This is a genomic window from Actinacidiphila rubida, assembly GCF_900110255.1.
Taxonomy (GTDB): Bacteria; Actinomycetota; Actinomycetes; order Streptomycetales; family Streptomycetaceae; genus Actinacidiphila; species Actinacidiphila rubida.
The window spans coordinates 16523-39843 of the sequence record NZ_FODD01000025.1 but is presented as its reverse complement, the minus strand read 5'-3'; the positions used below and the strand labels follow the sequence as shown (position 1 = coordinate 39843).

At 73.1% G+C, this 23321-nt stretch carries 23 protein-coding genes and 4 tRNA genes; 18 read left to right on the top strand and 9 right to left on the bottom strand.

Annotated features, from left to right (window positions below; genetic code table 11):
* Positions 1-69 precede the first annotated feature (69 nt).
* Together BMW99_RS24265 and BMW99_RS24260 are read right to left on the bottom strand one after the other, a co-directional pair.
* Positions 70-143, bottom strand: a tRNA-Cys gene (locus BMW99_RS24265).
* Between the two features lie 34 nt (positions 144-177).
* Positions 178-250: transfer RNA gene (locus BMW99_RS24260), tRNA-Gly, on the bottom strand.
* Positions 251-440: 190 nt separating this feature from the next.
* Between BMW99_RS24260 and BMW99_RS24255 the strand changes: the two genes are divergently transcribed.
* From BMW99_RS24255 to BMW99_RS24245, 3 genes are all read left to right on the top strand, one after another.
* Positions 441-1595 (top strand): chorismate-binding protein, encoded by a 1155-nt coding sequence (locus BMW99_RS24255; RefSeq protein ID WP_079176161.1) that lies wholly within the window; start codon positions 441-443, stop codon positions 1593-1595.
* Positions 1592-2413: an aminotransferase class IV gene (locus BMW99_RS24250; RefSeq protein WP_075017532.1), complete on the top strand. Its 822-nt coding sequence runs from the start codon at positions 1592-1594 to the stop codon at positions 2411-2413. Before BMW99_RS24255 ends, BMW99_RS24250 begins: the two co-directional genes overlap by 4 nt.
* A gap of 134 nt (positions 2414-2547) precedes the next feature.
* Entirely contained in the window at positions 2548-3363 is an 816-nt protein-coding gene (locus BMW99_RS24245) for a GNAT family N-acetyltransferase (RefSeq protein ID WP_069467526.1), read from the top strand.
* A 117-nt stretch (positions 3364-3480) separates the two neighbouring features.
* On the opposite strand, the gene BMW99_RS24240 is transcribed toward BMW99_RS24245, so the two are convergent.
* The gene (locus BMW99_RS24240) at positions 3481-4002 is read right to left on the bottom strand and encodes a DsbA family protein (protein ID WP_075017531.1); all 522 of its coding nucleotides are present in this window, start codon (positions 4000-4002) and stop codon (positions 3481-3483) included.
* Between the two features lie 187 nt (positions 4003-4189).
* On the opposite strand from BMW99_RS24240, the gene BMW99_RS24235 reads away from it, so the two are divergent.
* Both BMW99_RS24235 and BMW99_RS24230 read left to right on the top strand, forming a co-directional pair.
* A complete protein-coding gene (locus BMW99_RS24235; protein ID WP_075017530.1) occupies positions 4190-4660 on the top strand; it encodes a hypothetical protein in 471 nt (156 codons plus the stop codon).
* A gap of 150 nt (positions 4661-4810) precedes the next feature.
* Positions 4811-5077, top strand: a complete 267-nt coding sequence (locus tag BMW99_RS24230) for a hypothetical protein (protein ID WP_107485407.1) — start codon at positions 4811-4813, stop codon at positions 5075-5077.
* 97 nt (positions 5078-5174) lie between these two features.
* Here the strand turns inward: BMW99_RS24230 and BMW99_RS24225 are convergent, their stop codons facing one another.
* Positions 5175-5735 (bottom strand): CGNR zinc finger domain-containing protein, encoded by a 561-nt coding sequence (locus tag BMW99_RS24225; protein ID WP_075017529.1) that lies wholly within the window; start codon positions 5733-5735, stop codon positions 5175-5177.
* Between the two features lie 210 nt (positions 5736-5945).
* Positions 5946-6359, bottom strand: coding sequence for an SsgA family sporulation/cell division regulator (locus BMW99_RS24220; protein WP_003959770.1), 414 nt, complete (start codon positions 6357-6359; stop codon positions 5946-5948).
* 352 nt (positions 6360-6711) lie between these two features.
* On the opposite strand from BMW99_RS24220, the gene BMW99_RS24215 reads away from it, so the two are divergent.
* The 3 genes from BMW99_RS24215 to BMW99_RS24205 all read left to right on the top strand — a co-directional run bounded on the left by BMW99_RS24215 (position 6712) and on the right by BMW99_RS24205 (position 7447).
* Positions 6712-6783, top strand: a tRNA-Val gene (locus BMW99_RS24215).
* A gap of 86 nt (positions 6784-6869) precedes the next feature.
* The gene (locus BMW99_RS24210; RefSeq protein ID WP_069463986.1) at positions 6870-7337 is read left to right on the top strand and encodes an SRPBCC family protein; all 468 of its coding nucleotides are present in this window, start codon (positions 6870-6872) and stop codon (positions 7335-7337) included.
* Between the two features lie 38 nt (positions 7338-7375).
* Positions 7376-7447 (top strand) — tRNA-Val (locus tag BMW99_RS24205).
* 56 nt (positions 7448-7503) lie between these two features.
* Here the strand turns inward: BMW99_RS24205 and BMW99_RS24200 are convergent.
* Positions 7504-8244, bottom strand: coding sequence for an exonuclease domain-containing protein (locus tag BMW99_RS24200; RefSeq protein WP_069463987.1), 741 nt, complete (start codon positions 8242-8244; stop codon positions 7504-7506).
* A 217-nt stretch (positions 8245-8461) separates the two neighbouring features.
* Between BMW99_RS24200 and BMW99_RS24195 the strand changes: the two genes are divergently transcribed.
* The 3 genes from BMW99_RS24195 to thrS all read left to right on the top strand — a co-directional run bounded on the left by BMW99_RS24195 (position 8462) and on the right by thrS (position 12325).
* Positions 8462-9028 (top strand): DUF4365 domain-containing protein, encoded by a 567-nt coding sequence (locus tag BMW99_RS24195; RefSeq protein ID WP_069463988.1) that lies wholly within the window; start codon positions 8462-8464, stop codon positions 9026-9028.
* A complete protein-coding gene (locus tag BMW99_RS24190; RefSeq protein ID WP_069463989.1) occupies positions 9025-10230 on the top strand; it encodes a serine/threonine-protein kinase in 1206 nt (401 codons plus the stop codon). The genes BMW99_RS24195 and BMW99_RS24190 overlap by 4 nt, the downstream gene beginning before the upstream one ends.
* Before the next feature lie 112 nt (positions 10231-10342).
* Complete coding sequence (gene thrS / locus BMW99_RS24185) at positions 10343-12325, top strand: threonine--tRNA ligase (RefSeq protein ID WP_069463990.1); 1983 nt, start codon at positions 10343-10345, stop codon at positions 12323-12325.
* Between the two features lie 125 nt (positions 12326-12450).
* On the opposite strand, the gene BMW99_RS24180 is transcribed toward thrS, so the two are convergent.
* Complete coding sequence (locus BMW99_RS24180; protein WP_069463991.1) at positions 12451-13098, bottom strand: potassium channel family protein; 648 nt, start codon at positions 13096-13098, stop codon at positions 12451-12453.
* Positions 13099-13164: 66 nt separating this feature from the next.
* Here BMW99_RS24180 and BMW99_RS24175 point away from each other — a divergent pair, with 66 nt between their 5' ends.
* Complete coding sequence (locus BMW99_RS24175) at positions 13165-13722, top strand: HIT family protein (RefSeq protein WP_069463992.1); 558 nt, start codon at positions 13165-13167, stop codon at positions 13720-13722.
* 4 nt (positions 13723-13726) lie between these two features.
* Here the strand turns inward: BMW99_RS24175 and BMW99_RS24170 are convergent, their stop codons facing one another.
* Together BMW99_RS24170 and BMW99_RS24165 are read right to left on the bottom strand one after the other, a co-directional pair.
* Entirely contained in the window at positions 13727-15376 is a 1650-nt protein-coding gene (locus tag BMW99_RS24170) for a hypothetical protein (protein WP_069463994.1), read from the bottom strand.
* 247 nt (positions 15377-15623) lie between these two features.
* Entirely contained in the window at positions 15624-17849 is a 2226-nt protein-coding gene (locus BMW99_RS24165) for an elongation factor G-like protein EF-G2 (RefSeq protein WP_075017528.1), read from the bottom strand.
* A gap of 284 nt (positions 17850-18133) precedes the next feature.
* Between BMW99_RS24165 and pgsA the strand changes: the two genes are divergently transcribed.
* The 6 genes from pgsA to pdxT all read left to right on the top strand — a co-directional run bounded on the left by pgsA (position 18134) and on the right by pdxT (position 23278).
* Positions 18134-18859 carry a phosphatidylinositol phosphate synthase gene (pgsA, locus tag BMW99_RS24160; protein ID WP_069462497.1) on the top strand — a complete coding sequence of 242 codons (726 nt, stop codon included), beginning with the start codon at positions 18134-18136 and terminating at the stop codon, positions 18857-18859.
* Positions 18856-19779, top strand: coding sequence for a phosphatidylinositol mannoside acyltransferase (locus BMW99_RS24155; RefSeq protein WP_069462496.1), 924 nt, complete (start codon positions 18856-18858; stop codon positions 19777-19779). The genes pgsA and BMW99_RS24155 overlap by 4 nt, the downstream gene beginning before the upstream one ends.
* Complete coding sequence (locus BMW99_RS24150; RefSeq protein WP_069462495.1) at positions 19776-20978, top strand: glycosyltransferase family 4 protein; 1203 nt, start codon at positions 19776-19778, stop codon at positions 20976-20978. Before BMW99_RS24155 ends, BMW99_RS24150 begins: the two co-directional genes overlap by 4 nt.
* 11 nt (positions 20979-20989) lie before the next feature.
* Positions 20990-21547: a LemA family protein gene (locus BMW99_RS24145; RefSeq protein WP_069462494.1), complete on the top strand. Its 558-nt coding sequence runs from the start codon at positions 20990-20992 to the stop codon at positions 21545-21547.
* A 166-nt stretch (positions 21548-21713) separates the two neighbouring features.
* Positions 21714-22622: a pyridoxal 5'-phosphate synthase lyase subunit PdxS gene (gene pdxS, locus BMW99_RS24140; RefSeq protein ID WP_069462493.1), complete on the top strand. Its 909-nt coding sequence runs from the start codon at positions 21714-21716 to the stop codon at positions 22620-22622.
* A gap of 8 nt (positions 22623-22630) precedes the next feature.
* Positions 22631-23278, top strand: coding sequence for a pyridoxal 5'-phosphate synthase glutaminase subunit PdxT (gene pdxT / locus BMW99_RS24135; RefSeq protein ID WP_075017527.1), 648 nt, complete (start codon positions 22631-22633; stop codon positions 23276-23278).
* The last annotated feature ends 43 nt before the right edge of the window (positions 23279-23321 follow it).

Genomic DNA, 23321 nt, shown 5'->3' with positions numbered 1-23321 from the left:
CGATACTGGGATTGAACCAGTGACCTCTTCCGTGTCAGGGAAGCGCTCTCCCGCTGAGCTAATCGTCCTTGGAGGTGGAGACGGGATTTGAACCCGTGTAGACGGCTTTGCAGGCCGTTGCCTCGCCTCTCGGCCACTCCACCACACAGCAGGGGTCCGGGAGGATCCCCCACGTCGAGCGGACGACGAGATTCGAACTCGCGACCCTCACCTTGGCAAGGTGATGCTCTACCAACTGAGCCACGTCCGCAGGCTGCCTCGGAACTGGTTCCTCGGCGACGGGTTGAACTCTAGCGGATTCCCGGGCCAGCTCAAAAACCGGTTTCCGCAGCGTGCCGGGGCAATGACATGCGGTTGACGGTCGTTGCGCCTCCGAACGGCCGTCCACCTGCGCCGTCTAGACTCGGCCCCGGTAGTCATCCGTCCTCCAGGGAAGCCCCGTGCGCGACCTCGCCCCCATGGCCCGATTCGGCGGCCTCGTCGCCTCCGACCTGCGCGATGTCACCGACGACGTGGCCGCACTGGACTCGTCGGGCTTCTGGGCGGTCGCGGCGGACTTCGAGGGCCGCACCGTCTGCGCGCGCTTCGGCGACGTCCGACGGGCTCCCCGGGACCCGGCGGGCGAGACGGCCCGGGCCCGGAGCTGGCGCGGGCCGCACCCCGGCGCGTGGACGTCCTCGATGGACCGGGACGCGTACCGGGCCGGCGTCGCGGCGGTCCGGGCGCGCATCGCGACCGGCGAGGTCTACCAGGTGAACCTGTGCCGGGTGCTGTCCGCGCCGCTGCCCGAAGGGGCCGAGGCGGACGTCGACGCCCTGTCCGCGGTGCTGGCCGGCCGCAACCCCGGCGCGTACGCAGGAACGATCCGGCTGCCCGCGCACGGGGTCGAGATCGCGACCGCCTCACCCGAGCTGTTCCTGCACCGCGACGGCGCCGTCGTCGAGTCCGGGCCCATCAAGGGCACCGCCACCGAGGCCGCCGCACTGCTGGACAAGGACTTCGCCGAGAACGTGATGATCGTCGACCTGGTCCGCAACGACCTCGGCCGGGTCTGCGCGACGGGCACCGTCACCGTGCCGGCGCTGTGCCGGGCCGAACCGTACCCGGGCCTGGTGCACCTGGTGTCGACGGTCCGCGGCGAACTGCGGGAGGGCGCCGGGTGGCCGGAGCTGTTCGCCGCCTCGTTCCCGCCCGGCTCGGTCAGCGGCGCGCCCAAGTCGAGCGCCCTGCGGATCATCGAGGAACTGGAGACCGCGCCGCGCGGCCCTTACTGCGGGGCGGTCGGCTGGGTGGACGCGGACCGCCGGCGGGCCGAACTCGCCGTCGGCATCCGGACGTTCTGGATCGACCGGCACGGCACCGGCGGTCCCGTGCTGCGGTTCGGCAGCGGCGCGGGCATCACCTGGGGCTCCGACCCGGCCGGCGAGTGGGCGGAGACGGAGCTGAAGGCGGGCCGCCTGCTGGCGGTAGCGTCGGAAGGGGGCCGGGACAGCGGGCCCGCGCCGGTCCGGGACACGCGCCCGGACGGAACGGGCGACGCCGAGGCCACCGGGCGACCGCCCGGCGGCAGCGAGAGCGGAAGGATGCTGCGGTGAGGATCTGGGTGGACGGCGGACTGCGGGACACCGCGGACGCGACCGTGTCGGTGTTCGACCACGGGCTGACCGTCGGCGACGGCGTCTTCGAGACCCTGAAGGCGGTGAACGGCACCGCGTTCGCGACGTCCCGCCACCTGCGGCGGCTGGCCCGCTCGGCCCGCGGACTCGGCCTGCCCGAACCGGACCTGGACGAGGTGGCGGCCGCCTGCGCGGCGGTGCTCGACGCCAACCCGGTGCCGTTCGGACGGCTGCGCATCACCTACACCGGCGGGCCCTCCCCGCTGGGCTCCGACCGCGGCGACGCCGGCGCCACGCTGGTGGTCGCCCTCGCCGAGTCCACGCCGCGCGCCGACACCACCGCCGTGGTCACCGTCCCCTGGACGCGCAACGAGCGTGGCGCGCTGGCCGGCCTGAAGACCACCTCCTACGGCGAGAACGTCGTCGCACTGGCCCGCGCCCACGAGCACGGCGCCTCGGAGGCGCTGCTCGCCAACACCGTGGGCCGGCTGTGCGAGGGCACCGGGTCCAACGTGTTCGTCGTGCTCGGCGGGCGGCTGCTGACGCCGCCGCTGGAGTCCGGCTGCCTGGCCGGCATCACTCGCGCCCTGGTCGCGGACTGGGCCGGCGCCGAGGAGGCCGACCTCCCGTTCGACGTGCTCGCCGAGGCCGACGAGGTGTTCCTGACCTCCAGCCTGCGCGACGTGCAGGCCGTGCACCGGGTCGACGACCGCGAACTGCCGGGCGCGCCCGGCCCGGTGACGGCCAAGGCGATGCGGGTGTTCGCGGAGCGCGCGGCGGAGCAGGTCGACCCGTGAGGGCCCGTACATCGGTAACCCCGGTGACCCGGGCGGCCATGGCGCGGTAGAACGGCTTCGGCGGGAGGGTGCGGCGTCCGGCCCCTCCCGCGTCCACCGCGGTTGCCGCGATCACCCCGGGAGCGTGACCACCCATGACGACGACCCTGCGGCCCGCGGGACCCGAGCACCGCGGCCCGGACGGCACGCGCGGCCGCAGCTACACGGTGTGCGTCAACAGCCGTCCCGTGGGCGGCGTACGGCTCAGCGCCGGCGAGCAGTTCGGGCCGACCGTCGGCACCATCGCCGATCTCGCGATCGACGGGCCGGACCGCAAGCGCGGCCGGGGCGCGGTGGCGGCGCTGGCCGGCGAGGAGGTGCTGCGCTCGTGGGGCTGCACCCAGGTGAAGATCGCGGTGCCGCCCGACGCGGAGCACGCGCTGCGGCTTGCCGCGTCGCTCGGCTACACCGAGCGCAACCGCCATCTGCGCAAGCCGCTCGGGCCCGGGCGGGCACTGCCCGCGGGCACGTCGGTGCGGCCGCTGAGCGTGGCCGAGTACGGGCCGTGGCTGGCGCGCGGGGGCGAGAAGTACATCGAGAGCCTGACCAGCCTCGGCGTGCCGCGTGCCGAGGCGGTGGCCCGCGAGGCCGACTCCACGCGCTCGCTGCTCCCCGATCCCGACGTGCCCGGCGGGCCCGCCCTGCTCGGCGTCGGCCACGACGGCCAGGACGTCGCGGCGCTGTGGCTGCGGACGGCGGACCCGGCGTGGGTGTACGCGGTGGAGGTCGCCGCGGAGTTCCGCGGGCGCGGGCACGGGCGGACGGCGATGCTCGCGGCGGAGAACGTGTGCGGGGGCGCGGGGGCGCGCAGCATCGGGCTCAACGTGTTCGTCGCCAACGAGGTGGCCGTGCGGCTGTACGAGTCGCTCGGGTATCGCACGGTGCTGCGGCACTTCACGAAGCCCCTGTAGGACGGGCTCGCGCCGTTCCCCGCGCCGTCCCCTGACGGGGCAGGGCGGGCCCACCGGGGCACTGCGTCCGGCGCACGACGTGGTCCTCGTGCCCCGGGTGGGGCCCCGCGGCTGGGGTCAGGGGGTGAGGAGGGCGTCGGTGAGGGACTCGATGCGGGAGCGGAGACCGTCCTGGGACTTGGAGCCGTCGAGGAGTTCGCCGCCGATGACGTAGGTGGGGGTGCCCTTGACACCGATGGCGCGGCCCTCGGCGATGTCGGAGTCGACGATGAGCAGGTGGCGGCCGTCGATCAGGGCCGTGTCCATCTCGTCCGCGTCCAGGCCCAGCTCGCGGGCGACGTCGATCAGCAGCTGCTCGCCGTGCCGGTCGAGCTCCTCCACGCGGGCCAGGACCGCCTCCGCGTACGGCCACGCCGCGCCCTGCGCGAACGCCTCCTCGAACGCCTGGGCCGCCGCCAGCGCGTGCTTGTGCTTCTCCAGGGGGAAGTGCCGCAGCTGGATGGCGAGGTCGTCGCCGTACCGCTCGCGCAGCGCCGCCAGGTCGTCCAGGGCGGTCCGGCAGTCCGGGCACTGCAGCTCGCACCAGACGTCGAGGACGACCGGCCGGCGGGCGGGGGAAGCGGGGGAGGGGTGCGTCATGCGGTCAGTCTCCCACTCACGGAGGAGGCCTCCTTGCCACCAGCGGAGGAGGCGTCCCGGAGATCCCCCTGAAGTCGGCGCAGGTCCGTGGCCACGGGGCGGGGAGCGGGGGCACGATGGGGGGACGCGTTACCGCGGGGCTCCGGCCGGGCCCGGCGGCCGGCCGTGACCCGCAGGGAGCCGCAGGATGCTGACCACCGCCCTTTGCGCCGCCCTGTCCGTCGCCGGCCTCGCTCTCGCCGTGCGGACGGCCTACCGCCGCAGGTACCTGCGGGCCACCCGTATCGCCGCGGTGTCGCTGCTGCCCGTCGGCCTGGCGATGGCCGGCCTGGTCACGCTCGGCCGCCGGATCGGCACCGCCGTCGCCGACTGGGCGGCCGATCTCGTCCTCAGGCCCACGGTGTGGATCGGCTTCGGCGTGATCGCCTGCTCGGTCCTGCTGTACGGCGCCACGCGCCTGATCTCCGGCAGCGGCCGGGGCGAGGAGGCGGCGGCCGGCGGGAGCGGGCGGGCCGCGGTGCCGGCGGGCGGCCCGGGTCCCGCGGCGGCGGCAGCGCCCGCCCTGCCGCAGGGGCGCGGCGGCAGGCGCGGGAGCGGCGACGGCGGGCTGTCGGAGTTCGCCGACGTCGAGGAGATCCTCAAGCGCCGCGGCATCTGAGCGCCGAGCGGATATCGGGGCAACCCACGCACACTAGTCGAGACGGACTGTCTCAGCAGTCGGATTCCGCGATCCGAGACGCAGGTAAACGGCCTTGTAAACTCTGCGTGTTGGGGCCCCCGCGATCTTGTGCTGCGCGATCATCAGGCTGTGCTGACCTCCCCCGGGGATCGCGTCGCCCCGCCGTGCCAGGACCGCGCCGGAGCCTCCCCCCGCCCGACCCCCGTCTTCACCGTGACCGTCCCCGAGCCGGCGCCCCCCGAGCCGTCCCCGGCCGTGCTCGCGGCACCGCTCGCCGCGGTCCCCGAGCCGAAGGGCTGCCTCTACGCGCTGTCGCAGCCGCCGCTGATGCTGTTCCTGTGCGTGATCGGCGGGCTCATCGGCGGGGGAGCGGCGTGGGACCTGCTCTTCGTGTGAGCCGCGGCCGCCGCACCCCGCCCCGGACGCCCGGGCCACCGCCCGCGCGGCCGCGGCCCTGTCCGTGTCCGCGGTCGTGTCCGGGAAACGCGCCGTCTCAGGCGCTGGCCTCGCGCCTGCGGGCCCGGTACGCGGCGACGTGCAGCCGGTTCCCGCACGTGCGGCTGTCGCAGTAGCGGCGTGAGCGGTTGCGCGAGAGGTCGACGAAGGCGCGCCGGCAGTCCGGCGCGTCGCACCGGCGCAGCCGCTCCCGCTCGCCGGCCACGATCAGGAAGGCCAGCGCCATGCCGCCGTCGGCGGCCAGGTGCTCGGCCAGCGAGGCGCCGGGCGCGAAGTAGTGCACGTGCCAGTCGTAGCCGTCGTGGTCGGTGAGCCGCGGCGTGGTCCCGGCCTCGGCGATCATGGCGTTGAGGAGGGTCGCGGCCGCGGTGTCGTCGCCCGCGCCGAAGAAGACCTCCGCGAAGCGCTCGCGGACGGCGTGCACGGCGTCGACGTCGTTCTCGCCGAGCCGGCCCACCTCGCTGACGCGGTGCTGTTCCACGAACCGGCGCAGGGCGGCCACGTCGCCCAGCGATTCCCGGCCCTCGATCTGCGGCTGGCTGTTGACCAGGTCCACCACGCTGTCGAGAGCGCACCTGGTGTCGTGGTTGATGAGCACGGAATCGCTCCCTGCCGGCGGGATCTTCGGCTGCGGTTCCGGTGACTCTAGCGTGCGAGAGCCGCCGGCGTGGGGCGGTGGGCTCCACGCTGACGGCTCTCGTACGTGCGGCGACAGGCGCCGGTGCGGGCCAGGCGCCGGTCGGGGCGGCTGGTCGCGGTCCGGGCTGTCCCCCCGAGTAGGACGGCTCCGGACGTCGGGGGACGGGGCTCAGCTCTCCGCGAGGATGTGCGAGAGCTCCGTATCCAGATCGAAATGGCGGTGCTCGGTGCCGGGCGGGACCGCGGCGTCCGTCCGCTTCAGGAAGGACTCCAGGGCCCGCGCCGGGGCTTCGAGCAGGGCTTCGCCCTCGGGGGAGCTGAGGGCGATGCACACGACGCCCTGACCGTGGCTGCGGGACGGCCAGACTCGGACGTCGCCGGTGCCGGTGGGGCGGTGCAGCCCCTCGGCGAGCAGGTCGCGGGCGAACACCCATTCGACCGTCTCTTCGGCACCGGTGTGGAAGGTGGCGTGCACGGCATACGGATCGGCCGTGTCGTACCGCAAGCCCGCGGGTACAGGCAGTGAGGATTCGCTCGACACAACGAGGCGCAGGTGCAGCTCGCAGCTGACCGTGGTGTTCATAAGCGCCAGGGCCTTTCGCTCAGTGTGCGCTCGGGGATTCGCACGTCGGCGAAATCGACATGCCACCTGCGGGGACGTTGTAAACCCCTCTGAGGGGTTTGTGCGGCTTCTGGTACCTCGTCCGGCGCAGCGTCCGGACCAGCGCGGCGGCCATCCCGGTGACCGCGAAAGTGGCCCGAATCGGGGTGCCCGGTCGCGGAGGGTGACGATGCGGGAGTGCGTCGTCGTGGCGCCGTCCTGGCACCGTCCAGGCACCGTCCAGGAGTCGTTCTGGCGTCGTCGTGGTGACGCCGGGGCGGGCGCGGAGGTGGTTCGGGAGCCCGGTCGCGGTGCGGTAGTGTTGTCCTCGCCGGGGCGATTAGCTCAGCGGGAGAGCACTTCGTTCACACCGAAGGGGTCACTGGTTCGATCCCAGTATCGCCCACCCGGAACCGAGGGTCCCGGAGTCGTGTACCACGACTTCGGGACCCTCGTCTTTGCGCGGGGCCCTCGCATGGGCAGACTCCCGGCATGGACTGGAGCCACTACCGATTCCGCAGCACGTGGCAGCTCCGGGCGGAGCCCGACGCGGTGTACCGGGTCCTGGAGCGCCCCGACACCTACCCCGAGTGGTGGCCGCAGGTCCGCGAGGTCCGGCAGACCGGTGAGACCACCGGCGTGCTGCGCTTCCGCTCGGTCCTGCCGTACGACCTGACCGTCAACGCCCGTTCCACGCGCCGCGATCCGCGGGATGGGGTGCTGGAGGTGGCGCTGACCGGCGACCTGGAGGGCTGGGTCCGATGGACCGTCAGCCCCGGCGCCGGGGACCGCGGGACGCGGCTGCTGTTCGAGCAGGAGGTGGTGGTGCGCAAGACGCTGATGCGGGTGCTGGCACTGCCGTGCCGGCCGCTGTTCCGCGTCAACCACCTGCTGATGATGCGCGCCGGTCGCGTCGGCCTGCTCGCCCGGCTGGCCGCCGGCCCGGGCGATCTCGTTTGAACGCCGTGGCGCCGAACCGGTATGGTTCACCACGTCCCGGGCGATTAGCTCAGCGGGAGAGCACTTCGTTCACACCGAAGGGGTCACTGGTTCGATCCCAGTATCGCCCACAGCACCGAGGGCGGGGTGTGCTCGCGAACAGCGAGCACACCCCGCCCTCGTCGTGTCAGGCCGCGGCGCTCGCGGGCGGCTGCGGCCGCAGCGGCCACGCCGGATCGCACCGCTCGTCCGAGCCGTTGCTGGCGAACCACGCCTGGAGGCCGCGCGACTGGGCGGCGTGCCAGATCGCCTGACGGGTGTGCAGCTCGGCCGGGCCCAGCCCGTCGAGCCGCCCGGCGAACCTGCGGCCGATCGCGCGGACCAGGGTCAGCGACGCGGCCGCGTCGGCCGCCGCGTCGTGCGCGCCGTCCAGCACCACGCCGTAGTGCGCGCACAGGTCGGTCAGGGTGCGGCGGCCCTTGCGGTAACGGTCCAGGTGCTTGTCGAGGACCCGCGGGTCCACCACGCACCACGCCGGACCGCTGAAGTACGCGCTGAGTGCCACGCCGCGGTGCCGCCGCAACTCCCGGTCCAGCAGCGTGAGATCGAAGGGCGCGTTCATCACCACGAGCGGTGTGCCGGCCGCGCTCGCCGCCGCCAGATGCCGGGCCAGCTCCTCCATCACGGGCGCCGGCCGCCGCCCGTGCCGTCGCAGGAAGGCGTCCGACAGACCGTGCACGGCCCGCGCGGACTCGGGGACCGGCACCCCCGGGTCGACCAGCCACCGGGAGGTCCCGGCCGGCCGGCCGTCCGCGGTCTCCACCACCAGTGCGGCGGAGACGATCCGGTCCTGCTCCACATCCACCCCGGTCGTCTCCGTGTCGAAGGCGGCCAGCGGTCCCTCGTACCAGGCTTGCGTGTCCGGCATGTCCGGCTCCCGTGTTTCCGGTGAACAGCGTGTGTCGAAGGGGAGATGAGGAGGAGTCGGGGCAACTCCTCACCAACGGTGTACCCATGACGAGATGTCAATGAACCGGGATTGTTTGGAAGTTGTCGCAGGTGGAGATGACACGGGCAGAGGAGAAACGTACGAGGAGCGAACGGGCGTCCGATCGGGCGCACCCGCACGGAAGGCACACAGAGCGATGGCGCTCGCACAGCCCGGGCCTGGAGGGCTGCTGCCGGAGCAGGCAGCCCCCCTGCGCGGCGGGCTCGCCACCACCAGCTGCATGGAGACCCTTCAGGTCGGCTACCTGCACGCGGTCGCCGCGGCGGCCGGGTGCTCCCTGGCCCAGCCCTTTCCCGACAACGGCATCGACTGGCACATCAGCCACAACTCCCGCACCCACGCGGTGGACGACGAGGTCACCATCAAGGTGCAGCTGAAGTGCACCTACCAGACGGCCCCCAACCCCCCTGGTCCCTCCTTCGCGTTCACCCTGGAGAACGACCACCTGGCCAAGCTCGCCAGGACCCCCGTCTCCGTCCACAAGATCCTGGTCGTGATGCTCGTCCCGCGCACCCAGGAGGAGTGGCTGCGCGCCGGCCACGACCGGCTCGAACTGCGGCACTGCTGCTACTGGACCAACCTCGCCGGACACCCGGTGACCGGCAGGTACAAGACCACCGTGCGGGTACCCACCGCGCGGATCTTCGACGACCGCGCGCTGTGCGCGATCATGGCGCGGGTCGGGGCCGGAGGAAGACCGTGACGCACCTGACCGGCGACGAGCCCGTACCGCCAGACCCCGAGCGCGTCGACCCCGCCGTCCTGACCGCGCTGCTGCGCCGGCACGGCTGGCAGCGCCGCGGCGGCGCGCCCGGCCGCTACGGCCGCTGGACGCCGCCCGGTGACGGCGGCGGCACCAGCCTGCTGCTGCCCGAGACCCGGGCGCGCGGCGGCCGCCCGCCCCACTACGCCGACTACGCCGACCTGCTGGGCGAGGCGCTCACCGCGCTGGCCCGCTCGTCGGCGCCCTCGGCGCGCGAGGTGCTGCGCGCGCTGACCGTGCCGGGCGACGCGATCCGCTGGACCCGGGACGTGCCCGGCAGCGGTCCCGGCGTGCCCTGGGCCACCTCCGACCAGCTCAGGTCCGCCGCCCGCGCGATGCTGCTGGCCGGCGCGCGGGCCGCGCTGCGCCCGGCGGCCTACTTCGGGGAGCGGCACGGCCCGCAGGCGGCCGCGTTCCTCGACAGCGTGCTGGTCGGACCCGGCGGCTCGGCGCTGGGCGGCGACCTGCTCACCGCCTACACCCCGGTGCCCGAGGGCCGGCCGACCGCCACCACGCTGCTGCGGGCGTTGCAGGCCACCCGGGACGCCGTGGACTACCAGCGGGCCACCGGCGGCCTCGACGCGTTCGACGCCGCCGTCGGCCTCGGCGTCAGCCACGAGCTGGCCCGCTCGCTGGTCAAGCTGGTGCGGGGCACCGAAGGGGTGAGCGTCGAGCTGGACTGGTGGCCGGCCGCCGGGCCACCCGAGGGGTTCGCGGCCCGCCCGGACCCCGTCGAGTTCTCACCCGGCGACCTCCCCGCCCTGGAGGCCGCCGGTGCCCGTTACCGGGACCGGGAACCGTCCGTGCCGGTCCGGCTGACCGGGACCGTCGTGCGGATGCGGCGGCCCGCGCCGTCCGGCGGCGGCACCGTGCGGCTGCGGGTGCTGGCCGGTGCCGACGTGCGCCAGGTGCGGGTCAGGCTGGACGAGGAGGCGTACCGCATCGCCGTGCACGCGCACCTGGTCGGGCTGCCGGTGCGGATCAGCGGACGGCTGGAGAGCCGCGGCGGCTTCCGGCGGCTGGCCGAGCCCGGCGTGGTCACGCCCGTGGACGTCGACGAGGCCGAGCGGGACCGGCTGCTGAAGTCCCTGCACGGCGGTGTCGACACCTTCGAGGACGCCTGCGGCACGGACGACGACTGACCGTCACGGGGCTCCGGAGAATGCCTGCGCGGGCAGAGCTGATCGCTCGGTACGATTCAGCGAGTGGCGGCGGCTGCCGCCCGGCCCGTACGACCAAGTCAGGAGCAGACCGGTGTCAGACCTCCGTGTGATCATCAATCGCGATTCCGCCGAACCGGAGGAGCGGGTGGTCACGACGGGCACGACCGCGGCCGACCTGTTCCCCGGCGAGCGATCCGTCGTCGCCGCGCGCGTCGGCGGGGAGCTGAAGGACCTGGCGTACGCCCTGGCCGAGGGCGACGAGGTCGAGCCGGTGGACATCACCAGCGAGGACGGCCTGAACATCCTGCGGCACTCGACCGCGCACGTCATGGCCCAGGCCGTGCAGGAGCTGTTCCCCGAGGCCAAGCTGGGCATCGGCCCGCCGGTCAAGGACGGCTTCTACTACGACTTCGACGTCGAGAAGCCGTTCCACCCCGATGACCTGAAGGCCATCGAGAAGAAGATGCAGGAGATCCAGAAGCGCGGCCAGCTCTTCTCCCGCCGGGTCGTGTCCGACGAGGACGCCCGCGAGGAGCTCGCGGCCGAGCCGTACAAGCTGGAGCTGATCGGGCTCAAGGGCTCGTCCGCCGCCTCCGAGGAGGGCGCGGACGTCGAGGTGGGCGGCGGCGAGCTGACCATCTACGACAACCTGGACGCCAAGACCGGCGAGCTGTGCTGGAAGGACCTGTGCCGCGGCCCGCACCTGCCGAGCACCCGGTACATCCCCGCGTTCAAGCTGATGCGCAACGCCGCCGCGTACTGGCGCGGCAGCGAGAAGAACCCGATGCTGCAGCGCATCTACGGCACCGCGTGGCCGACCAAGGACGAGCTCAAGGCGCACCTGGACTTCCTGGAGGAGGCCGCCAAGCGCGACCACCGCAAGCTCGGCTCCGAACTCGACCTGTTCTCCATCCCGGAGCAGATCGGCTCGGGCCTGGCGGTCTTCCACCCCCGGGGCGGCATCATCCGCCGGGTGATGGAGGACTACTCGCGGCGCCGCCACGAGGAGGAGGGGTACGAGTTCGTCTACACCCCGCACGCCACCAAGGGCACCCTGTTCGAGACCTCGGGCCACCTGGACTGGTACGCCGACGGCATGTACCCGCCCATGCAGCTCGACGAGGGCACGGACTACTACCTCAAGCCCATGAACTGCCCGATGCACAACCTGATCTTCGACGCCCGCGGCCGGTCCTACCGTGAACTGCCGCTGCGGCTCTTCGAGTTCGGGACGGTGTACCGGTACGAGAAGTCCGGTGTGGTGCACGGCCTGACCCGCGCCCGCGGCTTCACGCAGGACGACGCGCACATCTACTGCACCAAGGAGCAGATGGCGGAGGAGCTCGACTCCACCCTCACCTTCGTGCTCAACCTGCTGCGCGACTACGGCCTGACCGACTTCTACCTGGAACTGTCCACCAAGGATCCGGAGAAGTACGTCGGCTCCGACGAGACGTGGGACGAGGCCACCGAGACGCTCCGCAAGGTGGCCGAGAAGCAGGGGCTGCCGCTGGTGCCCGACCCGGGCGGCGCCGCGTTCTACGGGCCGAAGATCTCCGTCCAGACCAAGGACGCGATCGGCCGCAGCTGGCAGATGTCGACCGTGCAGCTCGACTTCAACCTGCCCGAGCGGTTCGACCTGCAGTACACCGCGGCCGACGGCTCGCGGCAGCGGCCGGTGATGATCCACCGCGCGCTGTTCGGCTCCATCGAGCGCTTCTTCGCGGTGCTCCTGGAGCACTACGCGGGCGCGTTCCCGGCCTGGCTGGCGCCGGTGCAGGCGGTCGGCATCCCGGTCGGCGACAGCCACGTCCCGTACCTGCAGGAGTTCGCCGACGAGGCGAAGCGCAGGGGCCTGCGGGTCCAGGTCGACGCCTCGTCCGACCGGATGCAGAAGAAGATCAGGACCCACCAGAAGCTCAAGGTCCCGTTCATGATCATCGTCGGCGACGAGGACATGACGAACGGCACGGTCTCCTTCCGCTACCGCGACGGGTCGCAGGAGAACGGCGTGCCGCGCGACATCGCGCTGGCCAAGCTGGTCGACGTCGTCGAGCGCCGCGTCCAGGTCTGACGGCAGAGCGGGCCGAGCACGCGCTGCGGGCCCCGGGAATGCCCGGGGGCCCGCAGCGCCGTCCGCTCCGACCGCCCGGGCCGTCGCGGACGGTCCCCGCTCCTCCTGCCCGCTCTTTCTCCCAGCTACTTCTCGTCGTCGCGGGCGAAGCTCTGGATGAGCCAGGACGAGAACGAACCGGTGACTGCGCCGAGCAGGGCCAGGCCGAGCACCATCAGGAAGGTCGCGATCGTGCGGCCGCCGACCGTGACGGGCGTGACGTCGCCGTACCCGACGGTGGTCAGCGTCTCCGCCACCCACCACACGGAGTCGCCGAACGTGCGGATGGTGGCGTGCGGCGCGTACCGCTCCTGCTGGTACACCGCGAGCGCGCCGGCGAACCCCAGCAGCAGCGAGGTCAGGCTCCCGTAGGCGATGACCCGGCCGTACAGGCTCAGCCGCGGCTGCTCCCGGCGCCGCTGCACCACCTCGTAGATCCGGACCACCCGCAGCGGACGCAGCAGCGGCAGGATCGTGGCGACGGTGTCGACGAAGTTGTCGCGGACGTAGGCCGGCCCGAACCGGCGCCCGCTCAGCCGCAGGCGGACCAGGTAGTCCACGAGGAAGCCCGCCCAGGTGAGCGCGATCACCGAGAGCAGGATCGCATGCACCCAGTCCGGCGCCCCGGGGTCCAGGACATGGGCGGCGTACGCGGCGAGGAAGAGCAGCGAGGCGATGAACAGCGGTCCCTCGGAACGGTCCTCCCACCGGGCCACACGGTCGTCGGCGTCCATCACGCCAGGATCACCGGAGCAGGCGGGCAGGGGGCCCGGCGACACGCTCCACAGGGGTGAAGTCCTATGCTGAGCGGCATGACGAGTGAGCCGGAGCAGCACAGGGGGGCGGGCGAACCGGACGGGTTCCAGCGGCTGTGGACCCCGCACCGCATGGCCTACATCAAGGGCGAGAACAAGCCCACCGGCCCCGGCGCCGGCGACGGATGCCCGTTCTGTGCCGTGCCCGCCGAGTCCGACGAGGACGGCCTGATCCTCACCCGCGGCGACCACGTCTACGCCCTGCTCAACCTGTACCCGTACAACAGCGGCCATCTGATGGTGGTGCCCTACCGGCACGTCGCCGACTACACCGAGCTGGACGACCGGGAGACCGCGGAGCTGGCGCTGCTGACCAAGCAGGCGATGGCCGCGCTGCGGTCCGCGTCCGGCGCCCAGGGCTTCAACATCGGCATGAACCAGGGCGGGGTGGCGGGCGCCGGGATCGCCGCGCACCTGCACCAGCACGTGGTGCCGCGCTGGGGCGGGGACATGAACTTCATGCCGGTCGTCGGCCACACCAAGGTGCTGCCCCAACTGCTCGCCGACACCCGGAAGATGCTCGCCGACGCCTGGCCCCGCTGACCGCTCACGCGTCGTACGCGTCGGCCTTCTTCGGCTCCACGCTCTGCACCAGCCCGCTCAGCACCATCGAGCGGTTGGCGAAGTGCGAGGTGTCCACGCCGTTCTCCTCCATCACCTGGATCGCGGCCGCGTGCACCGCGCGCAGCACCGGGGTGGCGGCGCGCAGGGCGTCGTCCGCCATGAACCGGTGCTTCCACGGCTTGCCGGCCCAGGTGTGCCGCAGCCCGAACGGCTCGGGCAGCTTCAGCGTCCCGCCGAGGAAGTCCAGGACCGGCGGGAACCACGTCAGCGGGGCGCGCGCGGCCAGCCGCACCACCTCGTTGGAGGAGATCAGGGGCAGGCTGACGGTCTTGGTCTCCCAGAACTTCACCGGCTTGGAGACGGTCTTCTCCGCCGGGTCGGGCGCGCTGGTGAACAGGCCGTCGACCGGCCCGAGCGCGTGCCCGGTGACCTCCACCCGCAGCGTCTGCGCCAGCACCGTCACCGTGACCATCAGCGTCAGCACCAGGTTGCCGTCCCACAGCACGAACTGGATGCCCAGGTAGTGCCGGTTGCCCTTGCCGAACTGCTGGGTGTTGCAGATCCGCTGGATCTCGAAGTCCTTGACGGTGAACGCATCGACCTCGGCGCCGGTCGGCCGGGAGATCTTGCCCGCGCCCTCGCCGATCGGCACCACGACCCAGTGCCGTATCGACGCCTTCGGGAAGCCGCCGGTGTGCAGGGGCCCGCGCTCCAGCATCCGCAGCTTGTCGTGGATCGCCCGGATCACGTCCCAGCTGCGGAACGGGTGGATCTCGGCGAGGCCCTCGCGCGGCAGCAGCTCCTCGGCCATCTGCCAGCTCGCCCAGCGGCTGCCCATGCCCAGTATCCCCTTGGGCCCGGCGTAGAAGACCACGTTGCTGTTCTGCTCCGCCGACAGCTTCGCCAGGCTCTGCCGCAGCCGTTCGGCCCGCACCTGGTTGGGGTTGCGGGGGACCGCCTCGGGGATCTTCGCACCGACTCCGGTGCCGGCCACCAGCCCCGCCCAGCGGTCGCGCAGGTCCTTGGCACTGCGCTCGCAGATCCGCTTCGCCCAGTACCAGCCGATGACCGGGGCGACCATCACCACGCGCGCGTACTCCGACCAGAATCCGGAGAACGGCGGCCGGATGACCAGCAGCGCGGTGAAGCCGATCGCGACGGCGAGCACGATCCCGCCCAGCATGCCGGCCCGGTTGCCGCGGCCGCGCAGCGCCGCGAGCGAGGTGCGCAGCTGGAACGCGCCCAGCCACAGCAGCACGCCCGGCAGGAACAGCAGGCCGAACACGCCCATGAGCACGGACAGCCGGCTGTCGCGCTCCTGGCGCAGCCGGTTGGCGGCCAGGCAGTGCTCGACCACGGTCTGCGGCTCGACGCCGAAGGACTGCACGAGCTCCTTGCGGCTGCCGCCGAGCATCCGCACCTGCACGGCCCGCGCGAACGCCTCACCGAGGTTCGGCTGGAACAGCGACAGCCGCGGCGCGGTGACCGACGTGGCCTCGTTGATGTCGACCAGCGCGGTGACCGGGCTGTCGCGGTACGCGGCGGACGCCAGCGCCTGCGTCGCGGCGGTCTCGCCGTCGATGCCCGTGAGCGGGACCTGAGCCCCCGGGCTGAAGTCGAACCCGTCCGTCACCGAAGCCCCCAGTCCGCCGTTCCGCCGCCACCGCACCGGCTCCGACCGGCCCATTCCCCGCCGGACGGCGCGTCACACGTTCGGAGCAGTTCCCAGATTAGCGGCGTGAAGGCCCGCGGGGTGCCCGCAGGCGGCCGAACGGGCCCGGTTCCGGCCGCCGTTGACGGATCAACAGGGGCGCGCGACGAGTGGCCCGCGCGCCCCTGGAGGTCCGGCGGGGGCGCGGTGCGCCCCGCCGGACCCGTTGTCACCTGGTGTGCTCCCCCTCCTCGGCCTGCTGCCGCAGCTTGGTGGCCAGGCCGGCCGGCATCGGTTCGTGCCGCGCGTAGTGCCGGCTGAACCGGCCGGTGCCGTGCGACAGCGAGCGCAGGTCCACCGCGTACCGGCCGATCTCGATCTCCGGCACCTCGGCGCGCACCAACGACCGTCCCGGGCCCGCCGGTTCGGTGCCCAGCACCCGGCCGCGGCGGCTCGACAGGTCGCTCATCACCGGACCCACGTACGCGTCCGGCACCATCACGCCGACCTCGGAGACCGGCTCCAGCAGGTGGATGCGGCAGGCCGCGGCCGCCTCGCGCAGCGCCAGCGCGCCCGCGGTCTGGAACGCGGCGTCCGAGGAGTCCACCGAGTGCGCCTTGCCGTCGGACAGCGTGACCCTGATGTCCACCACCGGGTATCCGAGCGCCACTCCGCGCGCGGCCTGGGCGCGGACGCCCTTCTCCACCGACTGGATGAACTGCCGCGGCACCGCGCCGCCGATCACCTTGTCCACGAACTCGACGCCCGAACCCACCGGCAGCGGCTCCACCTCGATGTCGCAGATCGCGAACTGGCCGTGCCCGCCGGACTGCTTGACGTGCCGGCCGCGCGCGGTCGCCGCCGCACCGAACGTCTCCCGCAGCGACACCCGGTGCGGCACCGCGTCGACCTGCACCCCGTAACGGGTGCGCAGCCGCTCCAGCGCCACGTCCGCGTGCGTCTCGCCCAGGCACCACAGCACGACCTGCCGGGTGTCCGGGTTCTGCTCCAGGCGCATCGTCGGGTCCTCGGCGACCAGCCGGGACAGGCCGTGCGACAGCTTGTCCTCGTCCGCCTTGCTGTGCGCCTCGATGGCGACCGGCAGCAGCGGGTCCGGCATCTGCCACGGCTCCATGAGCAGCGGGCGGTCCTTCGACGACAGCGTGTCCCCGGTCTCCGCGCGGGTCAGCTTGGCCACGCACACCAGGTCGCCGGCCACCGCCGAGGGCACCGGCCGCTGCTGTTTGCCGAACGGCGACGACAGCGCGCCCACCCGCTCGTCCACGTCGTGGTCCTCGTGCCCGCGGTCCTCCATGCCGTGCCCCGAGACGTGCACCGTGTCGTCGGGCCGCAGCGTGCCCGAGAACACCCGCACCAGGCTGATCCGGCCGACGTACGGGTCGGAGGAGGTCTTCACGACCTCCGCGGCCAGCGGTCCCTCGGGGTCGCACTCCAGCGGCGGCTGCGGCGAGCCGTCGGGCGCCGTCACCGGTGGCGGGGTCCGCTCCAGCGGCGTCGGGAAGCCACGGGTGACCAGTTCGAGCAGTTCCACGGTGCCCAGGCCCTGGCGGGCGCCGTCCGCCGCGGGGGCGGCGGCCAGCACGGGGTGGAAGGTGCCGCGGGCCACGGCCCGCTCCAGGTCGGTGATCAGCGTCTTGACGTCGATCTCCTCGCCGCCGAGATAGCGGTCCATGAGGGTCTCGTCCTCGCTCTCGGCGATGATCCCCTCGATCAGCCGGTTCCTGGCCTCCTGGAGCCGCGGCAGCAGGTCCGGGCCCGGCTCGGCGCCGACCCGCTCACCGGAGGAGTAGTCGAAGACCTGCTGCGACAGCAGCCCGGCCAGTCCGGTCACCGGCGCGTGGCCGTCCGGCCCGGCCGGGCCGTGCACCGGCAGGTAGAGCGGCAGCACCGCGTCCGGGTCGTCGCCGCCCAGCTCGGCCGCGCACTGCGCGGCCGTCTCCTCGAAGCCGGCCAGCGCCGACTCCAGGTGCGTGACGACCACCGCCCGCGGCATCCCGACCGCCGCGCACTCGTCCCACACCAGCCGCGTCGCGCCGCCGATGCCCTCGCCGTCCTGCGCCGCCGAGACGACGAAAAGGGCCGCGTCCGCCGCCCGCAGACCGGCCCGGAGCTCCCCGACGAAGTCCGCGTAGCCGGGGGTGTCCAGCACATTGACCTTGATGCCCTCCCATTCCACCGGGACCAGGGACAGCTGCACCGAGCGCTGCTGCCGCTGCTCGATCTCGTCGTGGTCGGAGACCGAGGCACCGTCCTCGACCCGGCCCGCCCGGTTCACCGCGCCGGTGGCCTGGGCGAGGGCCTCCACCAGCGTCGTCTTGCCCGCTCCGTTGTGGCCGACCAGCACCACGTTGCGCACCTTGTCGGGGCGGTCGGCCGCCGATGCCCCTCCGGCGGCCCCGGATTGTCCGTCTCTCCTGTCGGATGCACCACCCATGTGTCATTCGCCTCCCGGTCCATCACCGCATGAAGGACCGCACCCGCGGGGCGGGCGCGGAATCGGGGACGCCACGAATGACCGCACCGGCACACAGGCGGTCTCGACGACGCCCGCGGTAATTCGACCTTCCCACGGGTGTCACCTGCCGTCCATACGTCGGACGTCCGGCCCGGTCACGGTGCGGCGGGGGCTCTCGGCGTCGCGGCACGGCGCGGCGAGCGGCCGGCGCCGGGGCGCGCGGGGAGGTACCACACACGTTCGGTGTCCCGGGGCTGGCTACGATGGGCCATCCGGTGGCCGCGAGGGCCTCCGCCGCACTCCTCACACCTGTCGGGAAGGCCATGCTGAACAAGTACGCGCGTGCGTTCTTCACGCGTGTCCTCACGCCGTTCGCCGCATTTCTCCTGCGCAAGGGGGTGACTCCGGACACCGTGACACTCGTCGGCACGGCGGGCGTGGTGGCCGGCGCGCTGATCTTCTACCCCATGGGGCAGTTCTTCTGGGGCACGGTCGTGATCACACTCTTCGTCTTCTCCGACCTGGTCGACGGCAACATGGCCCGCCAGATGGGCCGCTCCAGCCGCTGGGGCGCGTTCCTCGACTCCACCCTCGACCGCGTCGCCGACGGCGCGGTCTTCGGCGGCCTGGCCATGTGGTACGCCGGCGACGGCGACAACCTCACGCTGTGCGCCGTGACGATCTTCTGCCTGGCCAGCGGTCAGGTGGTGTCCTACACCAAGGCGCGCGGCGAGGCCATCGGGCTGCCGGTGAACGTCAACGGGCTGGTCGAGCGGTCCGAGCGCCTGGTGATCACCCTGGTGCTCTGCGGCCTGTCCGGCTTCCACCGCACGTTCGGCGTGCCCGGCATCCAGTGGCTGCTGCCGATCGCCCTGTGGGTGGTGGCCGTCGGCAGCCTCATCACGCTGATACAGCGTGTGGTCACGGTCCGGCGCGAGGCCGCGGAGGCGGACGCCGCGCAGCTGGCCGACCAGGGGAGCGGCGCGTGAAGGAACGCCTCGTCGACGGGCTGTACGGCCTGGGCTGGAGCGCGGTCAAGACGCTGCCCGAGCCCGCCGCGAAGGCCCTCGGCCGGAGCATCGCCGACGTGGCCTGGCGGCAGCGTGGCAAGGGCGTGCTGCGGCTGGAGGCGAACCTGTCACGCGTCGTGCCCGGCGCCGACGAGCAGCGGCTGCGGGAGCTGTCCCGCGCCGGCATGCGGTCCTACCTGCGCTACTGGATGGAGTCCTTCCGGCTGCCGGCCTGGAGCAAGGACCGCATCCGCGGCGGCTTCGACCCGCAGGACGTGCACTACCTGACCGGCGGCCTGGCCGCCGGCGGCGGCGTCATCCTCGCGCTGCCGCACATGGGCAACTACGACCTGGCCGGCGCCTGGGTCACCACCAAGCTGGAGACGCCGTTCACGACGGTCGCCGAGCGGCTGAAGCCCGAGACCCTCTACGACCGTTTCGTCGCCTACCGCGAGGGCCTGGGCATGGAGGTGCTGCCGCACACCGGAGGCTCCGCGTTCGGCACGCTGGCCAGGCGGCTGCGGGCCGGTGGCCTGGTGTGCCTGGTCGCCGACCGCGACCTGTCCGCCAGCGGCGTCGAGGTCGACTTCTTCGGTGAGAAGACCCGGATGCCGGCCGGGCCCGCGATCCTCGCCCAGCAGACCGGCGCCCTCCTGCTGCCGGTGACGCTCTGGTACGACGAGTCGCCGGTCATGCAGGGCCGGGTGCACCCGCCGATCGACGTGCCGGCCGAGGGCGACCGGGCCTACCGCACCGGCGTCATGACGCAGGCGCTGGCCGACGCGTACGCCTCGGGCATCGCCGACCACCCCGAGGACTGGCACATGCTGCAACGGCTGTGGCTCGCCGACCTGCCCCCGCGGCCCGGACCCGACGGCTCCGGAACGGAGCAGGCGTGAGGATCGGGATCGTCTGCCCGTACTCCTGGGACGTCCCCGGAGGCGTCCAGTTCCACATCCGCGACCTGGCCGAACACCTCATCGGGCTCGGCCACGAACTGTCGGTGCTGGCGCCCGCGGACGACGAGACGCCGCTGCCTCCCTACGTCGTGTCCGCCGGACGCGCGGTGCCGGTGCCGTACAACGGGTCCGTGGCCCGGCTCAACTTCGGCTTCCTGTCGGCCGCGCGCGTGCGGCGCTGGCTGCACGAGGGCAACTTCGACGTCATCCACATCCACGAGCCCGCCTCGCCGTCGCTGGGCCTGCTGGCCTGCTGGGCGGCGCAGGGCCCGATCGTGGCCACCTTCCACACCTCCAACCCCCGGTCGAGGGCGATGATCGCCGCCTACCCGATCCTGCAGCCGGCGCTGGAGAAGATCCGCGCCCGGATCGCGGTGAGCGAGTACGCCCGGCGGACGCTGGTCGAGCACCTCGGCGGGGACGCGGTCGTCATCCCCAACGGCGTCGACGTCGACTTCTTCGCCCGCGCCGAGCCCGAGCCGGAGTGGCAGTCCGGCACCATCGGCTTCATCGGCCGGATCGACGAGCCCCGGAAGGGCCTGCCGGTGCTGATCAGGGCGCTGCCCAGGATCCTCGCCGAGCGGCCCGGCACCCGGCTGCTGGTCGCCGGCCGCGGCGACGCCGAGGAGGCCGTGCAGGAACTGCCGCGGGAGATGCGCGACCGCGTGGAGTTCCTCGGCATGGTCAGCGACGAGGACAAGGCCCGGCTGCTGCGCAGCGTCGACCTGTACGTGGCGCCCAACACCGGCGGCGAGTCCTTCGGCATCATCCTGGTGGAGGCCATGTCGGCCGGCGCGCCGGTGCTCGCCAGCGACCTCGACGCCTTCGCGCAGGTCCTCGACCAGGGCGCGGCCGGCGAGCTGTTCGCCAACGAGGACGCCGACGCGCTGGCCGCCGCCGCGGTACGGCTGCTCGGCGACCCGGCGCGGCGCGAGGAACTGCGCACCCGGGCCTCCGCGCACGTGCGCCGCTTCGACTGGTCGGTGGTCGGCAGCGACATCCTCGCCGTGTACGAGACCGTCGCCGACGGCGCCGCGCACGTCGCGACCGACGAACGCACCCGGCTGCGGGCACGGTTCGGCCTCGGCCGGGACGACGCGGGCGACCGCTCCGACCGCACCTCCTGGCCGCGCCGGTAGCCTTACCGCCCGTGACCACCACCATCATCTGGGTCGCGGTGGCCGTCGTGGCCGTCGGGCTCTACCTGAGCTGGACCGCGGGGCGGCTCGACCGGCTGCACGCGCGGATCGACGCCGCCCGGGCCGCCCTCGACGCGCAACTGCTGCGGCGCGCCTCCGTCGCCCAGGAACTGGCGACCGCGGGCCTGCTCGACCCGGCGGCCTCCATCGTGCTGTACGAGTCCGCGCACGCCGCCCGGCAGGCCGACCCCGAGCAGCGCGAGGTGGCCGAGAGCGAGTTGAGCCAGGCGCTGCGCGCGGTCTTCGCCGAGCCGGAGACCGTCGACGCGGTGCGCGAGGCACCCGGCGGCACCGCCGCGCTGGGCGAACTCGCCCAGGCGGCACGGCGGGTGCCGATGGCCCGGCGCTTCCACAACGACGCGGTGCGCGCGGCCCGCCTGGTGCGCGAGCACCGCGTGGTGCGGTGGCTGCGCCTCGCCGGGCACGCCCCGTTCCCGCTGGCCTTCGAGATGGACGACGAGCCGCCGGTCACGCTGACCAGCGACGGCGGGGCCACCGCGGTCCGCTGAGCCGGGCGGACCGGGGCCTCGCGGCGCGGGAAGGGCCACCGGGCCGGACGGGGAGCCACTGGCCCGGAATTGGCCCTTTCCGGCCCCGGTGGCCGCGCCGGACGATAAGGACAGACCCTGGCATCACCATGGTCGAATCCGTCCTTTCGTCAGGAGTGAGGTCACCGTGTCCACCACACCCGCCCCCGCCACCCCCGAGACCGGCACCGCGCGCGTCAAGCGCGGCATGGCCGAGCAGCTCAAGGGCGGCGTGATCATGGATGTCGTCACCCCGGAGCAGGCGAAGATCGCCGAGGACGCGGGCGCCGTGGCCGTCATGGCCCTGGAGCGGGTTCCGGCCGACATCCGCAAGGACGGCGGCGTGGCCCGGATGTCCGACCCGGACATGATCGAGGGCATCATCGGCGCGGTCTCCATCCCGGTGATGGCCAAGTCCCGCATCGGCCACTTCGTCGAGGCCCAGGTGCTGCAGGCGCTCGGCGTCGACTACATCGACGAGTCCGAGGTGCTGACCCCCGCGGACGAGGTCAACCACTCCGACAAGTGGTCGTTCACCACCCCCTTCGTGTGCGGCGCCACCAACCTCGGTGAGGCACTGCGCCGGATCGCCGAGGGCGCCGCGATGATCCGCTCCAAGGGCGAGGCCGGCACCGGCAACGTCGTCGAGGCGGTCCGCCACATGCGCCAGATCAAGGGCGAGATCGCCCGCCTCAAGGGCCTGGACAACCACGAGCTGTACGCCGCCGCCAAGGAGCTGCGCGCCCCCTACGAGCTGGTCCGCGAGGTCGCCGAGCTGGGCAAGCTGCCCGTCGTGCTGTTCTCCGCCGGCGGCGTGGCCACCCCCGCCGACGCCGCGCTGATGCGGCAGCTGGGCGCCGAGGGCGTGTTCGTCGGCTCCGGCATCTTCAAGTCCGGCGACCCGGCCAAGCGCGCCGCCGCCATCGTCCGCGCCACCACCTTCTTCGACGACCCGAAGGAGATCGCGGAGGCGTCCCGCAACCTGGGCGAGGCCATGGTCGGCATCAACTGCGACGTGCTGCCCGAGTCCGAGCGCTACGCCAACCGGGGCTGGTAACCCGCGCGATGAGCAGCACCCCCGGCACCCCCACCGCTCCCGGCACTCCCACGGCTCCAGGCACCCCCGGTTCGCCGGTCATCGGCGTCCTGGCGCTCCAGGGCGACGTGCGGGAGCACATGGCGGCACTGGCCGCGGCGGACGCCGCGGCCGTGCCGGTCCGGCGCGCCGCCGACCTGGCCGCGGTCGACGGCCTGGTCATACCCGGCGGCGAGTCCACCACCATCTCCAAGCTGGCCGTCCAGTTCGGCCTGATGGAGCCGCTGCGCGCGGCCGTCCGCGACGGCCTGCCGGTCTACGGCACGTGCGCCGGGCTGATCATGCTCGCCGACAAGATCCTCGACCCCCGCAGCGGGCAGGAGACCTTCGGCGGCATCGACATGATCGTGCGGCGCAACGCCTTCGGGCGGCAGAACGAGTCCTTCGAAGCGCTGGTCGACGTGACGGGCGTGCCCGGCGGCCCGGTCGAGGGCGTCTTCATCCGCGCGCCCTGGGTGGAGTCGGTCGGGGCCGGGGTGGAGGTCCTCGCCGAGCACCGCGGCCACATCGTCGCGGTGCGGCAGGGCCGGGTGATGGCCACGTCGTTCCATCCCGAGCTGACCGGCGACCACCGGGTCCATGAACTCTTCGTGCACACAGTGCGCACCGGGAGCTGATCCCGCACCGGTAGGATCGAGCGCGCGACGTAGAACAGATATC